Source organism: Nonomuraea sp. NPDC049158, assembly GCF_040648335.1.
GTDB lineage: Bacteria > Actinomycetota > Actinomycetes > Streptosporangiales > Streptosporangiaceae > Nonomuraea.
The window spans coordinates 511,439-525,688 of record NZ_JBEZDM010000001.1 but is presented as its reverse complement, the minus strand read 5'-3'; the positions used below and the strand labels follow the sequence as shown (position 1 = coordinate 525,688).

The 14,250-nt window shown below is 69.6% G+C and carries 15 protein-coding genes; 11 read left to right on the top strand and 4 right to left on the bottom strand.

All coding sequences use genetic code 11. From position 1 onward, the window contains the following. The first annotated feature begins 2 nt into the window (after window positions 1–2). The gene (gene recQ / locus AB0B61_RS02260; protein ID WP_358426651.1) at window positions 3–1,811 is read left to right on the top strand and encodes a DNA helicase RecQ; all 1,809 of its coding nucleotides are present in this window, start codon (window positions 3–5) and stop codon (window positions 1,809–1,811) included. Further along, complete coding sequence (locus AB0B61_RS02255) at window positions 1,808–2,041, top strand: hypothetical protein (RefSeq protein WP_358426648.1); 234 nt, start codon at window positions 1,808–1,810, stop codon at window positions 2,039–2,041. Before recQ ends, AB0B61_RS02255 begins: the two co-directional genes overlap by 4 nt. A 12-nt stretch (window positions 2,042–2,053) precedes the next feature. Here AB0B61_RS02255 and AB0B61_RS02250 read toward each other — a convergent pair whose 3' ends face one another. Together AB0B61_RS02250 and AB0B61_RS02245 are read right to left on the bottom strand one after the other, a co-directional pair. After that, the gene (locus AB0B61_RS02250) at window positions 2,054–2,650 is read right to left on the bottom strand and encodes a helix-turn-helix domain-containing protein (protein ID WP_358426645.1); all 597 of its coding nucleotides are present in this window, start codon (window positions 2,648–2,650) and stop codon (window positions 2,054–2,056) included. A 36-nt stretch (window positions 2,651–2,686) separates the two neighbouring features. Continuing rightward, complete coding sequence (locus AB0B61_RS02245) at window positions 2,687–3,337, bottom strand: TIGR03086 family metal-binding protein (protein WP_358426642.1); 651 nt, start codon at window positions 3,335–3,337, stop codon at window positions 2,687–2,689. A 245-nt stretch (window positions 3,338–3,582) separates the two neighbouring features. Here AB0B61_RS02245 and AB0B61_RS02240 point away from each other — a divergent pair, with 245 nt between their 5' ends. The 5 genes from AB0B61_RS02240 to AB0B61_RS02220 all read left to right on the top strand — a co-directional run bounded on the left by AB0B61_RS02240 (window position 3,583) and on the right by AB0B61_RS02220 (window position 7,265). Next, window positions 3,583–5,211: a CocE/NonD family hydrolase gene (locus AB0B61_RS02240; RefSeq protein ID WP_358426639.1), complete on the top strand. Its 1,629-nt coding sequence runs from the start codon at window positions 3,583–3,585 to the stop codon at window positions 5,209–5,211. 69 nt (window positions 5,212–5,280) lie between these two features. Continuing rightward, window positions 5,281–5,427 carry a hypothetical protein gene (locus AB0B61_RS02235; protein WP_357942377.1) on the top strand — a complete coding sequence of 49 codons (147 nt, stop codon included), beginning with the start codon at window positions 5,281–5,283 and terminating at the stop codon, window positions 5,425–5,427. Window positions 5,428–5,678: 251 nt separating this feature from the next. Next, window positions 5,679–6,161, top strand: a complete 483-nt coding sequence (locus AB0B61_RS02230) for a hypothetical protein (RefSeq protein ID WP_358426636.1) — start codon at window positions 5,679–5,681, stop codon at window positions 6,159–6,161. Between the two features lie 117 nt (window positions 6,162–6,278). Next, window positions 6,279–6,620 carry a hypothetical protein gene (locus AB0B61_RS02225; RefSeq protein ID WP_358426633.1) on the top strand — a complete coding sequence of 114 codons (342 nt, stop codon included), beginning with the start codon at window positions 6,279–6,281 and terminating at the stop codon, window positions 6,618–6,620. A 138-nt stretch (window positions 6,621–6,758) separates the two neighbouring features. Then, window positions 6,759–7,265 carry a hypothetical protein gene (locus tag AB0B61_RS02220; protein WP_358426630.1) on the top strand — a complete coding sequence of 169 codons (507 nt, stop codon included), beginning with the start codon at window positions 6,759–6,761 and terminating at the stop codon, window positions 7,263–7,265. Window positions 7,266–7,295: 30 nt separating this feature from the next. Here AB0B61_RS02220 and AB0B61_RS02215 read toward each other — a convergent pair whose 3' ends face one another. After that, window positions 7,296–8,105, bottom strand: coding sequence for a lysophospholipase (locus AB0B61_RS02215; protein ID WP_358426627.1), 810 nt, complete (start codon window positions 8,103–8,105; stop codon window positions 7,296–7,298). Window positions 8,106–8,312: 207 nt separating this feature from the next. Here AB0B61_RS02215 and AB0B61_RS02210 point away from each other — a divergent pair, with 207 nt between their 5' ends. Together AB0B61_RS02210 and AB0B61_RS02205 are read left to right on the top strand one after the other, a co-directional pair. Further along, the gene (locus tag AB0B61_RS02210) at window positions 8,313–9,317 is read left to right on the top strand and encodes an NAD-dependent epimerase/dehydratase family protein (RefSeq protein WP_358426624.1); all 1,005 of its coding nucleotides are present in this window, start codon (window positions 8,313–8,315) and stop codon (window positions 9,315–9,317) included. Continuing rightward, window positions 9,304–10,008: a PIG-L family deacetylase gene (locus AB0B61_RS02205; RefSeq protein ID WP_358426621.1), complete on the top strand. Its 705-nt coding sequence runs from the start codon at window positions 9,304–9,306 to the stop codon at window positions 10,006–10,008. The genes AB0B61_RS02210 and AB0B61_RS02205 overlap by 14 nt, the downstream gene beginning before the upstream one ends. Here the strand turns inward: AB0B61_RS02205 and AB0B61_RS02200 are convergent. After that, complete coding sequence (locus AB0B61_RS02200; RefSeq protein WP_358426618.1) at window positions 9,991–11,220, bottom strand: transposase; 1,230 nt, start codon at window positions 11,218–11,220, stop codon at window positions 9,991–9,993. The two genes, AB0B61_RS02205 and AB0B61_RS02200, sit on opposite strands and share 18 nt — an antisense overlap. 137 nt (window positions 11,221–11,357) lie before the next feature. On the opposite strand from AB0B61_RS02200, the gene AB0B61_RS02195 reads away from it, so the two are divergent. Together AB0B61_RS02195 and AB0B61_RS02190 are read left to right on the top strand one after the other, a co-directional pair. After that, window positions 11,358–12,290, top strand: coding sequence for a methionyl-tRNA formyltransferase (locus AB0B61_RS02195; RefSeq protein WP_358426615.1), 933 nt, complete (start codon window positions 11,358–11,360; stop codon window positions 12,288–12,290). Window positions 12,291–12,328: 38 nt separating this feature from the next. Beyond that, complete coding sequence (locus AB0B61_RS02190) at window positions 12,329–14,182, top strand: NAD-dependent epimerase/dehydratase family protein (RefSeq protein ID WP_358426612.1); 1,854 nt, start codon at window positions 12,329–12,331, stop codon at window positions 14,180–14,182. Window positions 14,183–14,250 lie beyond the last annotated feature (68 nt).

The following is a 14,250-nucleotide window of genomic DNA, read 5'->3' as shown; positions in this document are numbered from 1 at the left end:
GCATGGATACCCCCACCGAGGCTCTCCACCGCGTGTTCGGCTACGACACCTTCCGGGCCGGACAGCAGGAGATCATCGATCACGTCGTCGACGGCGGCGACGCGCTGGTGCTCATGCCGACCGGCGGCGGCAAGTCGCTGTGCTACCAGATCCCCGCGCTGGTCCGCGCCGGGGTCGGGGTGGTCATCTCGCCGCTGATCGCGCTGATGCAGGACCAGGTCGACGCGCTGACGGCGCTCGGCGTGCGCGCGGGATTCCTCAACTCCACCCAGGACTTCGACGAGCGACAACGGGTCGAGGCGGCCTTCCTCGCGGGCGAGCTCGACCTGCTCTACCTGGCGCCGGAGCGGCTGCGGGTCGAGACGACGCTGCGGCTGCTGGCCAAGGGCGAGATCTCGCTGTTCGCCATCGACGAGGCGCACTGCGTGTCGCAGTGGGGACACGACTTCCGCCCCGACTACCTGGCGCTGTCGGAGCTGCACGAGCGCTGGCCGGAGGTGCCGCGCATCGCGCTGACCGCGACCGCCACCCCGGCCACCCACGCCGAGATCGCCTCGCGGCTCCGGCTGGAGCAGGCCCGGCATTTCGTGGCCAGCTTCGACCGGCCCAACATCAACTACCGCATCGCCACCAAGAGCGAGCCGAAGCGCCAGCTCCTCGACTTTCTGCGCACCGAGCACGAGGGCGACGCGGGCATCGTCTACTGCCTGTCGCGCTCCTCGGTCGAGAAGATCGCGGCCTTCCTGGTCGACAACGGCATCGCCGCCGTGCCCTACCACGCGGGCCTCGACAACCGCACCCGCGCCGCGCACCAGGCGCGCTTCCTGCGTGAGGACGGGCTGGTCGTGGTGGCCACGATCGCGTTCGGCATGGGCATCGACAAGCCCGACGTACGCTTCGTCGCCCATCTCGACCTGCCCAAGTCCGTCGAGGGCTACTACCAGGAGACCGGCCGGGCCGGGCGCGACGGGCTGCCCGCGTCCGCCTGGATGGCCTACGGCCTGCAGGACGTGGTCCAGCACCGGCGGCTGGCCATGGAGGGCGACGAGGCCCACCGGCGCCGCCAGGTGCTCCACCTCGACGCGATGCTGGCGCTGTGCGAGACGGTCGGGTGCCGCCGGGTGATGCTGCTCGACTACTTCGGGCAGAAGGACTCCCAGCCGTGCGGCAACTGCGACACCTGCCAGGCGCCGCCCGAGTCGTGGGACGGCACGGTCCCCGCCCAGAAGGTGCTCTCCACGGTGTTGCGGCTGCGCCGCGAGCGGGGGCAGAAGTTCGGCGTCGGGCAGATCGCCGACATCCTGCTCGGCAAGAAGACGGCCAAGGTGCTGCAGCACGGCCACGACTCGCTGAGCGTGTTCGGGGTGGGCGCCGATCTGGGCAACACCGAGTGGCACGGGGTGGTGCGCCAGTTGCTGGCGCAGGGGCTGCTGGCCGTCGAGTCCGACTACGGCGCGCTGGTGCTCACCGACGCGAGCGCCGACGTGCTGCGCGGGCAACGCGAGGTGCGGCTGCGCCGCGATCCCGAACGGGCCGCGCGGGCGAAGACCGCCAAGACCGGTGCCAAGGACCGTCCCGTGGTGGAGCTGCCGGCCGATGCCGCGCCGGTCTTCGAACGGCTGCGCGCGTGGCGGGCGGCTACGGCCAAGGAGCAGGGGGTGCCGGCTTACGTGATCTTCCATGACGCGACACTGCGGGAGATCGCGACACTGTCGCCGTCGACGCTGGCGGAGCTGGGGACGGTCAACGGGGTGGGCGAGAACAAACTGGCCAAGTATGGCGACCAGGTCCTGGAGACGCTCGCGTCGTGACCTGGAGTGCTCGTGGGCGGCGGTTAGTGGGGGCGACGGCCGCACGAAGATCGGCCGTCGCCACCACGCTGCTCGCCCTGATCTCGGCGCTGGGCTTCACCGCCGCGCCGACAGGGCCGCACATGCACTCATCGGTCTGGTACGGCCTGGGGTACAGGGCCGCCCTCGCACTCATGCGCCGCTATCCGTACCCGCATCTCGACCGGATCATCCGTCGGCGGAACCCCTGATTAGCGAGCAGATCACCCGTCGGTGCTCCGTTTCCCCACAGATGGGTGGATAGCGACGACCAGACGGTGAGGCCGTCCACCCTCGGCCTGCTCGTCGTGATACTTGCTGACCAGCGAAGCCACCACTCCGGACAGCTCCTCGGCGAAGGCCGCACGGTCGGCGGCCGAGGCGAAGCGGACCTCGCCGTCGATGCCGAACGTCGCCACCCGCCTCTTGGCCTTGGTGGCACCGGTGATGAGGGCGCCCACGTCGCGTACCAGGCGAGCGGCCAGGGCGAGCAGCCAGCGGGCCGAGAGCTGGTCGGGGGAACGGGACGGGTCGGGCTGGACCGCCGACAGGGCCGTCGGCGAGATGACGTAGGAGGCGGCCGATGCTTGCATGACGCGTTCGGTGCAGTTGCCCTTGCGCCGCTCCTCGACGAGTTCGACCAGACCGTGGCTTTCCAGGGCTCGGAGGTGATAGTTCACCTTCTGCCTGGCCAGACCGACCTTGGCGGCCAGCATCGTGGCCGAGCCCGGCTCGGCGAGCTCGGCCAGCAGCCGGGCGCGTACCGGATCCAGCGACGCCTCGGCGGCGGCCGGATCCTCAATCACCGCGACTTCGTACATGGCTCCACGCTGACACCGACAATTAATGCTGTCAAGCTACTTCCTGTTGTCAGTCCAGTGGGGGTCGCGGCCCAGGTAGGCGAGCAGACGGTCCTGAGCTGGGGCTCGGGGGGCTGTGTTCAGGGGTACGCCGAATCGGGCCGGCCGGTCGGCGTCCGTGACGAAGAGCCGGGCCAGCGGGAGGAGCTCGGCCGCCACGTCCGCTGGGATGGGACGAGGGTGACCGCATGTTCGGGCCACGTCCCAGGCGTGCACGGCCACCTCGACGGCGCCGACGGCGGACACCATCGCGGCCGTCAACGGGCAGCCACCGACGGAGACGACCGCGTCCTTGGCGCCCGCCCAGGCGTGGAGCAGGCCGGTGGCACGGTTTCGCAGGCCGTCATTGCCGTGTCCGTGGTCGTGGCCATCGCGGTCGCGATCGCGGTCGCGGGGGTCGTCGCTCAGCGGGGGGACAAGGGCGACGTGTCCTAAGGCTGCGGCTTCCGTCAGTGCCGCGAACGCGTCGTTCGTGTGTGTCAGCAACGTCCGTAGGTCCCAGCCGTGGCACGGGGTTGGACGGTCCAGATCGGCGGGCGTGACGAGGCGCAGGCAGCCCAGCGCGTAGTCGACGGTCCGGTCCAGCAGAGCGAACCCGCCGAGCCAGGCATCATCGGCGGCGTGGGTCGTGGGTGGGGGCTTTCGCATCTTCGCCGCCTTCTCGTCTGTCCTCGTCATGTCTCGTCTGTGCTGACAAGGCGGCGAGGGGAAAGTCACCGGTCCTACGACACGACAGTCCCTGTGGCCGGTGGCCGACTTCGGGTGTGCGCGCACGAGCTCGAAGACCCGCTGACCGCCCGCAGGTTCCGTTACACCAACATCCTTCTCACCGGCAACAACCGTTCCTTTCGCCCCAGAGCTTCTACTCTGGAGGTCGAGCGGGAGGACTTCTCATGAGCGTGCTCGGCAGGCTGTTCGACAGGTACCTCGGGCTGCCGGAGGCGGTGGTCGATGATGTGGCGGTTACTCGTGATCTGCGGGTCTCGATGCCCGACGGCGTGGCGCTGCTCGCCGATCGCTACCGGCCGCGCGGTGCCGGGCCGCTGCCCGTGGTGTTGATGCGCACCCCGTACGGAAAGCACCGGATCGACGCGAAGGCGTTCGCGAGCGTGCTGGTCAGGCGCGGGATGCAGGTCGTCGTCCAGAACACCCGGGGCGTCTTCGGCTCCGGCGGCCGGTTCCACGCCTTTCACCAGGAGAAGGACGACGGCCTGGCCACGGCGGCGTGGTTGCGCGCGCAGCCGTGGTGTGACGGGCGGCTGGCCATGGCGGGGGCCAGTTATCTCGGGTTCACGCAGTGGGCGGTCGGGCCCTACCTGGATCCGCCGCTGGAGGCGATGGGGCTCGGGATCACGGCCGGCGAGTTCGTCAGCACGTTCTATCCGGGCGGCGTGATGGGCCTGCACAACACGCTGGCCTGGTCGGCGCTGATCGGCACCCAGGAGGAGGCGCCCCTGGGCGGGCTGCTGCCCGACCCCCGCAAGGAGCGGCGCGTACGGCGGGCCATGGCGCACGTCCCCATCGGCACGTCCGACCTGGTGGCGATCGGCAAGCCCGTACCGTTCCTGCGCGAGGTGGCCGCGCACGCGGAGCCGGGCGACGACTTCTGGGCGGCCACCGACCACCGCGCGGCGGCGGCCGAGATGACCACGCCGACGAGCATGGTGACCGGCTGGTGGGACCTGTTCCTGCCCGCGCAGCTGCGTGACTTCGCCGCGCTGCGGAAGGCGGGGCGGCGCAGCCGGATCACGATCGGCCCATGGGGCCATGATTCGGGCGCGCTGCGTGCCGTGCTGATCGACCAGGTGTCGTGGCTGTCGGCGTATCTGCTCGGCGACACCGCCCAACTTCACCGGGCACCGGTACGCCTCTACCTGCAGAAGGCCAATCGCTGGCTGGACTTCGAGCAGTGGCCGCCTCCGGAGTCCACGCCCACTCCGCTCTACCTGACCCACGGCCGGGGGCTCGGCTGGGAGGTGCCGGACAAGAGCTCTTCCGACACGTTCGTCTATGACCCGGCGCACCCCACGCGGTCACCAGGCGGTCCGATGCTGTCCGCCCAAGAGACCGGCCAGCGCGACAACCGGGAGGTGGAGCGCCGGTCCGACGTGCTCGTCCACACCACCGCACCGCTCCCCCGCGATCTCGACCTGGTCGGTCCGATCTCGGCGGTCGTGCACGTACGCACCGACACGGGGCATGCCGACCTGTTCGTACGGCTCTGCGACGTCGATCCCGCGGGCGTCTCCCGGAACGTCACCGACGGCATCGTGCGCCTGCCCCAGGACTCACAGGGCGTGACCCGGGCGGAGGTCGAACTCCACCCGACCGGGTACCGCTTCCGCAAGGGCCACCGCCTGCGGGTGCAGGTGGCGGGGGGCGCGTTTCCGAGGTTCGCGCGCAACCATGGGACCGGGGAGCCGGCGGCGGTGGCCGTGCGGACACGGCGTACCCGGTTCGAGGTCTTTCATGGTCAGGAATATCCCTCCGCATTGATCCTTCCCATCCTCGGAAATGCATAAATGCCACAAATGCCCCTCCACTGCGGCCATGGTCAATTATCTGAGGCGAGAGGGAAGTAGCCTCTTAGCATGGATCCAGATCGTGGTCGTCACGAATGGGGCGATCGAGGCAGAAAACGAACAGTCATCACAGGCTGCCTGGTGGTCTGCGGCATCGGCGCCATTATCTGGCTGATTGCCCTGGGCCTGATCTGGTATTTCTTTTTACGATCATAAAGCTCTCCCGGGGCCTTGGGGCGGACTGGGTGGAGGGATCTTCATGTTTGCGGTGGGGCAGATGTCCCGGCGGGCGGACGTCACTGCCCGTTACGCTCATGCCACAGGGCGACGACTGCGGGTAGCCGCACGGTCAGTACGGCGGTCCGGCGGACAAGGCGCTGGGGATGCCTCAACGAGGGTGACGTGAGCGGCTCACCTCTCATAGATGCGGCGTTTGTGCCGGAAAAGCACTGGTCCGGGGAGTGGTCTTGAAGCCGAAAACCTATGTCGCCGCTGGTTTAGCGGTGCTGTTCGCCGCCTCATTGGGCCTGCTCTATCCGGCGATCGGCGAATTCACTGGCTTCTACTGCGTTCCCCGCAAGCTTCACGACATCCGGCCGCCGGCGGAAAGCGCCTCTCCCGAAGACACGGTAAGGGCCTATCTGCAGGCGGTCGTGGCGAGGGACATCGACGTGGCCCGCCGCTTGTCCACCACAGAATTCGCCGATCGTGAGGAGTCCTTCGCCGACAGTGCTTTCTGCGACTGGACCGATATCACGGCCATGACGATCTGGCCGGGGCATCCGGATTCGGATGACACAGGCAGGTACACCACGGTTATACAGGTGTCCGTGAAACTCGAGCTACAAAGGCGCGGTCGAGAAGCGCCTGATGATTTCAGCTGGGGTTACTGGCTCGAAAGAGAGTCGCCCACGGAGAGATGGCGCATTTTCGAATCGGGAGAGGAATAGGACCTTGACCGCTTCCGCGTGACGGGCTCCGGACCGCTGGCCGCGAAGGCGGCCGGTGGAACGGGATGGAACGCCTCTCAGACGTAAGCCCCAACGATCGAAGCTCGGGGAGACCCCATGAAGTACCTGACCAAAAAGCTGCTGGTCGCGCTGGCTGCGACGACGCTGGCCGGTTCCGGCATCGTCGCGGGCGCCCTCGTCGCCGCTCTGCCCGCCTCCGCCGACACCTCCACCACCATCAACGCCGGGATCGGCGCGCTGTTCGACGGGTTCGGCAAGGGCATCCAGGAGGACGCCGCGCTCGCCAGCGCCGAGGCCGCCGCCAGGCAGAACGCGTTGAACCACGGGTTCACGGCGTGCGAGGTGTTCGAGTCGGTGACGTCCCAGGACGCGCGTTCGCATGTGTGGTTCGCGATCGTCACGGTCCGCTGCGAGGACGCCTCGAAGGGCGCTAGCTGAGTACGGGTGCCGGCTGAGTACGGGCCTCTCGCTCCACGGGCGGGAGGCCCGTAGGCCGTTCCAGATCAGCGCCGAACCCTGAACCAGGAACCTCTTGCCGCTCTCCGGAGTACGTGTCGCGAGAGCGAAGGAGGCTCGATGAGGCGGATGACAATCGGAGCGGTGCTCATAGTGGTCGCGGGGTGCGCCACGGGCGGGACCGGGTCGCCGAGACCGACTGAGACCGGGACGCCGACCAGGGCGGAGACAGCGGCCGTGTCACAGAAGCCGACGCCCACCGCCACCAGGGAGGCGTGCCATGGGACGCCGCTGCTCACCCATCAGGACGGATTTCCCGAGGTGCAAGGCACCTCGCGGGACGCTGAGGTGTGGGGGCTGCTGTTCGCCCCGGTTCCGTTCAAGCGGGGCAAGGAGGTCAAGATCGTGTGGCGGATGACCGGTGAAGGGCCGCTGAAGGTCACGGCCGCGCTGCCCGACGGCACCCGCGCGAAGCCCACGTTCGGTCCCGAGCAGCACGGGGGCTCGTCCTGGCGGCGGCCGGGTGAGGAGTGGGGCACGGGCTTCGTCTTTCCCAAGGCCGGCTGCTACCGAGTGAACCTGACGCGGACCCGCGGATCCGGGCACCTGTGGCTGCCCGTGAAATGACTCCGTCGCAGGGCATCAAGGAGCGTGGAGTCAGTGGCCGAGGACGCGGTCGATGAAGGTCGTGACGTCCGTCAGGACCTCGTCCCGGTTCGTCTCGTTGAACACCTCGTGCCGGGCATCGGGATAGATCCGCTCCGTCAGGTCGTCGCCGCGGATCGTCTCGATGCCGGTACGGCTGGAGGTCAGCGGCACGAGCTGGTCGTCGGCGCCGTGGATCCAGAGCGTCGGCAGGCTGCCGAGCGAGCCGCCCTTGGCGATCGTGGCGATCGTCGTGGCGAACGCCTCCAGCGTGGGCCGCTTGAACGGCCCGTGCCAGACCAGCGGATCCTCGGCGTAGGCGACGCCCACGGCCGGGTCGCGGGAGAGGGTGGCCGGGTCGATGGGGACGTCCGGCAGTTCGTCGAGGGCGAGCAGGACGGGGATCACCTCCCATTCGCCGATCACCGGGCCCGACAGCACGAGCGCGACCAGCCCGTCGCCGTAGCGCTGGGCGTAGCGGGCGGCGATCATGCCGCCCATCGAGTGGCCGATCAGCACGACCGGTACGCGCGGATGGTCGGCGCGGGCCTGTTCCTCCACAGCGTGTACGTCGGTCACCACGTCCTCGAAGTCCACGACGAGCACCCGGTCGCCTTCCGACTTGCCGTGGCCGACGTGGTCGAGCCCGTACACCGCGGCGCCGTGCCGGACCAGGGCGTCGGCCACGTACTCGTAGCGGCCGATGTGCTCGCCGTACCCGTGGACCAGGATGGCGACGTAGCGCGGCTGCTCGTGGGGCCACTCGCGCACCACGTTCGCGGCGCGGGTGCCGGTGAAGGTGCGTTCCCTGGACGTCGCCATGTCGCTCCCTGTGCCCGAATTGCGGCGAGCGTACGCCCGATCCGGCTGATCGGTCCAGGAAGCCTGCGCCGAACCATGAAAACTTGTGCCATGCGTGACAAGCGTGGCGAAAACTGTTTTAATCCCACGCTAGGTGCCACCGGGGCGGCACATGCCCCGAGTGACCGTTTTTCCTCGAAATCACGGCTTCGTGGGAAAGGCAGGCCCGTGGGAGCTCCAAGTGGCGAAGTCATCGTCACGGGCGGTCTCGGTTTCATCGGCTCACATCTGGTGGACGCGTATCTCGCCGCGGGCCACCGAGTAACGATCATCGACTCCAACGCGGGTGCGGTGATCGACGGCGAGGACTACGACGCCGACCCTCGCTGCACGGTCGTCCGGCAGCGGGTGGAGGACTATCTGACGGCGGGCGGCGACTTCGCGGGGGCCGACCGCGTCATCCATGCGGCCTCCTACGTCGGCCCCGCGAGCATCCTGTCCAGGGCGGGCCGGCTCGGCCACGACATCATCGGCAGCACCGCCCCTGTCATCGACGCCTGCATCCGGGCAGACGCGCCGTTGTGCCTGTTCAGCTCGGCCGAGGTGTACGGCCGCAGCGGCGTGCTCGACGAGAAGGACGACATCGTCGTACCCACGCAGTACAACACCCGCATCGAGTACGCCATCGCCAAGACGCTGGCCGAGGCGATGGTCTCCAACAGCCGTCAACACGGGCTGCGCGGGGTGGTCATCCGGCCGTTCAACGTGGCGGGGGCGCGGCAGTCGCGGGCGGGCGGGTTCGTCATGCCCACGTTCGTCCAGCAGGCGCTGGCCGAGAAGCCGATCACCGTGTTCGCGGGCGGCGAGCAGGTCAGGGCGTTCATCGCGGCGAGCGACCTGACCGGGTTCCTCATCGACTACATGGACGCGGCGCTGAACTGCGACGACATCATCATCAATGTCGGCAACCCGGCGAACGCCGTCACCATCATGGAGCTGGCCCAGCGAGTGAAGGAGTTACTCGGCAGCCCGTCGCCGATCGTCAGCGTCGACGGCAGGACCGTACACGGGCCGTACTACGCCGAGGCCGAGTCGTTCCACAAGATCCCGGCGCTGCGGGCGGCCACCGACCTGGGCTGGCGGCCCCGGATCGCGCTCGACGAGCTCATCCTGAGCACCGCCGAGTACTACCGCGCCCGCGAGGACCGGAGGGCAGTGAATGCGCCGCTTTGACCGTGTGCTGGTGATCTCCCCGCACGCCGACGACGAGGTACTCGGCTGCGGCGGCCTGATCGCCGCGCAGGTCGAGGCGGGGGCCGAGGTCCACGTCCTGTACCTGGCGGTCGATGGCATGCGGCACTACGGCCTCGACGGCGCCACCAGCTATCGGCAGCGGCTGGAGGAGATCGAGGCCGTACGGGCCACGCTGGGCTTCTCGTACGACATCGCGTACGGCGACATGGACCTGACCGAGCGGCTGGACACGCTGCCGCGCAGGGAACTGGTCGACCTGTTCGAGCGGACGCTGAACGAGCGGCGGCCCAACCTGCTCCTGCTGCCCAGCTTCGCCGACTACGACCAGGACCATCTGGCGGTGTTCGGCGCCGGGTTCGCGGCGGCCCGGCCCATCGCCCAGCAGTTCGGCAAGTGGCTGGTGCCGACCGTACTGCTGTACGAGATGTCGAAGATCCAGTGGGCCGCCGAGCCGATGCCGCGATCGACGGCGTTCTGCGACATCAGCCCCCACATAGAACGCAAACTAGAGGCGCTGCGCGGCTACAAGAGCCAGCACCGGCCCTCCCCGCACATCAGGAGCGAGGAGTCTGTGACGGCGCTGGCGACACTGCGCGGCGCGGAGATCGGTGTCACGCACGCCGAAGCGTTCGGGGTGCTGAGGGAGGTCTTATCAACTACCACCGACTGAAGCCGGTGGTTTGCTCTCGCGGTCCCGTCTGGGTGAAGGGAGGCCGGTAGCGTGTGGCTGGTTGATGGCAGCCCAGCCCGCTATGTCGCGTGTGGCGATGTTGCGGGCCGCGATGTGGTCGGCGTGCCCAGCGAGGCCACACCCGGTGCAGACGAACCGGCCCCGCGCGGGCCGGTTCGCCCTGGTCACGCACCCGCACTCTGGACACGCCTGGGAGGTGTAGGCGGGGTTGACCAGCAGGAAGGCGATCCCGGCGCGGGCGGCCTTGTAGCGGGTGAAGGTGATCTGCTGGGCGAAGGCCCAATTGTGCAGGGTGCGCCGCTGGAACCGATGAGCCCTTACCCGATCGCGAATGCCCTGAAGGTCCTCCAGGGCGACACCGCGGCCGGTGCGTTCGGCTTCACGCACCACAAACGTGCTGATTTGGTGGTTGAGGTCGGTCATCATCCGGTGTTCGCGCCCGGACAGACGGCGCAGCACCCGCCGCGCCGCAGAAGTCCCCTTGCGCTGCAACCGCCGGCGTTGACGGTGGCGCCGCTCCCGCAGGGTGCGGACGTGGCCGTTGCCGCCGACCGGCCCCGACAGCGCGGGACCGGGGAGCACCACGCCGTCGGAGGTGACCGCCAGGTTCGCCACCCCTTGATCCACCCCGACGAAGCCGCCGACCGGCTCACGCACCGCCGGTGGCGGCAGGGTGAGGGTGACCTGCAGCAGCCAGACGCCGCGCCGGCAGATCAGGTTGGCCTCCCCTCTCGGCAGCGTGTCGATGGCTTTGAGGTCTTCTGGTCGGCCGGTGTAGGGGACGGTGACGCGGCCGGTGGGGGTCCACAAAGATACGGTGCGGGCGTCCCGGTTGAAGCTCATCAGCCGGGCGTCGTAGGGGACGGCGCCGTGCGGGCGGAAGATGTGGGCGCGTTTCTTGCCGGCGCGCCGGTTGGCGTAGGCGCCGGCGACCCGGGCGATCGCCCGCACGGCCGCTTGCGCGCCCAGCCCGGCCACCTGCGCACGCACCTCGTAGTAGGCGAGGCGGTGCAACTCCACTGCGGCGGATACGCGATGCTGGAAGGCCAGCCGGGACACGAGGGTGGCCGCCTGATTGCACAACAGCACCGCCGCCACCAGCGCCTCAGCCTGGGCCGGGGCCAGCGTCAGCCGCAGTTGCACGATCGAGGGCAGGCCGTGACGTTTGGTCGCGGAGCGGCGGATCGCCATCGCGCACCTCCTGTAACAACGCCCTCACCCACCGCACACATTACCGAACGTGACCGAGACTTTCCATTCTGTTTTCGAAAGGAGGGGTGGCGCTTCCTCCCGGCCCTGAAGGACCGGGTCTCCGCGCCACAATTCAGGTGAAGACGTTCGCGTTCGCCACGGGCATGGAGTTCGCCGCCCCCGCCGTGGACGTACTGGCCGCGCAGGGCACTCCCCCGTCGCTGCTCATCGGCTATCCGCCGAAGCTGCAGCATCGTTCGGGGTACGCGCCGCTGCGGGAGGCGTCCGAGAAGCACGGCATCCCGCTGCTGGAGACCGCCGACATCAACGACGGCGAGGCATACGAGCGGGTCAAGGAGATGGACCTGTTCGTGATCGCCGGGTGGTCGCAGCTCGTAAGGGAGCCGCTGCTGTCGGTCTGCCCGCTCGGCTCGATCGGCCTGCACCCCACCCGCCTGCCGGAGGGCCGGGGACGCGCCGCGCTGCCATGGACCATCATCAAGCGGCTGACGACGAGCGCGGTGAGCCTGTTCTTCCTCGACGAGGGCGCCGACACCGGGGACCTCATCGCGCAGCGGGAGTTCACGATCAGCCGCCGCGACGACGTCACCGAGGTGTACCGCAAGGTCACCGAGATCAACATCGAGCTGCTCGCCAAGTACGTGCCGCTGCTGCTGGCGGGACAAGTGGTGGCACGACCGCAGCCCCCGGGCGGCTCGTGGTGGGACAAGCGCCGTCCGGAGGACGGGGTGATCGACTGGTCCAAGCCGGCCGACGACCTCTACGACTGGATCCGCGCGCTGGCCGCGCCGTACCCGGGGGCCTTCACCTTCGTCGATGGCCGCAAGCTGTTCGTGCACAGCGCCGACCTGATCGAATACGGCGGCCAAGAACCGCCCGGCACCGTACTCGCGCCCGTCTGGTCCACCGGCGTCGGCGGGGTGCTGGTGGCGTGCGGCTCGGGGCTGCTGGTCGTCCGCGAGGTGCAGTGGGACGGCGGTGAGCGGCGCGACGCCCTCGACCTACTGGAGTCGGGCGAGCTCGCGGTAGGCGCATGCCTGGGCACGTGAACCCGATGCCTGGACACGTGAAGCTGACTGGGGCTGTGATGGCGCATCCCCAGCGCAGGGAGGCGGCCATCCGGCTGGCCGGTGGCGTCTTCGACGTCGTCACCGACCCCGATCCGGCGGGGCGTCCGTCGGCGTTCCGTACCTCGCTGCTCGCCTGGTCCAGCATCCCTTCGGACGCCACGCACCATCTGCTGCTGCATGACGACATGGTGCTCTCGAGTACGTTCTTCGAACGCGCCGAGAGTGCCGCCCGCGCCATGCCGCACGCCGCGCTCGCCCTGTTCGCCTTCTGGAACTCACGCAACGGCGCCGCCGTCCGGCAGGGCGCGCTCGCCGGGGCGCGGTGGGTGCCCGGGGTCGGCGAGTACACGCCGGTGGCGGCCCTGCTGCTGCCCAGACAGGTCGCGGGCGGGTACGTGGAATGGGCCCGCGACCGGGGAGACACCTGGCCCGACGATGTGCTCATGGGGCGGTACCTGCGGCAGGCGGGGGTGCCCGTGTTCGTGGCCGTGCCGAGCCTGGCCGAGCACGAGGACCTGGCGAGCCTGGTGGACAACGACTTCCAGGGGCTGCGCCGCTCCCCCTGCTTCTTTGCCGACGACCCGCAGGGCTTCTTCCCGGACGGCTCGGAGGGCTGGTTCCCGGACGACCCGCAGGCGGATCGGTGCTCCGAGGAGCGGGTTCTCGGGGAGCTGCCGGTGATCCCGTTCTTCAAGCGTGGGGTGGCCCAGTGCGCCGTCCGCGTGCCCGGGACCGGGCGGTGGCGCGACATCCGCTGCGAGGACTACCTGGCGGGGCGGGGCATCGACGCCGAGTCGCTGCGGACCAGGGCGGCGACCCAGCACTGGCCGCTCTGGCTCACGGCCTACACCATGGGCATCGTCCACGGCCAGGCCGGTGGAGACGGCAGCCCGGATGACAACGATCCGCGTGGTGTGGACCGTACCGACCCGCGCGCGCTGGACCAGGCCGACATGCGCGCCGACCCGCGCGTGCTGGACCGGGCGCTCGCCACGATGGGTCCTGGCGGGCTCTGCCATGAGCTCGGGGCCCGGGAGCTCGCCCGGCTCGCGCCCGAGTTGCACGAGGTGGCCCGCGCGGGCCTGGAGGCGGGCCTGGCCGACCGGCCCGGACACCGTCCCAGGGCCTTCGCCGACCGCCCCGTGGTGGCTCTGACGGGCGGCGACACGTTCGTCCGCGACCATCTGGCGGGCGCGCTCGCCGACCACGGCTATCGAACAGTCGGTCCCGAGGCCGGCGCCGCCGCGGTGGTGCATGTCTGCGCGCTCGGCTGGGACGAGGACGCCGACCCCGAGAAGGAGCTGCGGCTGGCGCGAGCGGCCTTCACCGACGGACGCGGCGGCGTCCTGCTCAGCTCGTGCGCCGTCTACGGGGATGGGAAGCACGCGACCTCCCCGCCACTCGGGGACGCGCCGCTGGTGCGGGCCATTCGGCAGGTGGAGGAGGAGGCGGGCAGCGCCGTGGTGTTGCGGCTGGGCGAGCCCTATGGGCCTGGGATGCCGCAGCAAGGCGCGGTCGCGGAGCTGGTGCTGCGGTCGTCGCTCAACCGTCCCGCGCCCGTCACGGGCTCTCCCACGCAGTTGGTGCACGTCCAGGACGTCGCTCGCGCGGTACTGGCGGCGCTGGCGGGGAATCCGGTGTCGCGGGTGTTCAACATCGCCAATCCGGAACGGCTGGGCATGCGGGAGCTGGCCGAGGCGGTGTCAGGGGCCGTGCGGCCGCTGGACGTCGAAACGTCCGACGGCCCGCCGAAGCCGCTGGTCGATGTCGAGCGGGCCGCCGCCGAGCTGGGCTGGCGGCCGAGCGTGACACTGGACTACGGGCTGCACACCTGCGCGCAGTGGCTGGCCTACGAAAGCGACCGCCCGTAGAAGCGGTCTGCGAAAGCCACCGCTCCCAAAGCGGCGCTCGTGAGCGACCGTCCGTAGAAACGGCCTAC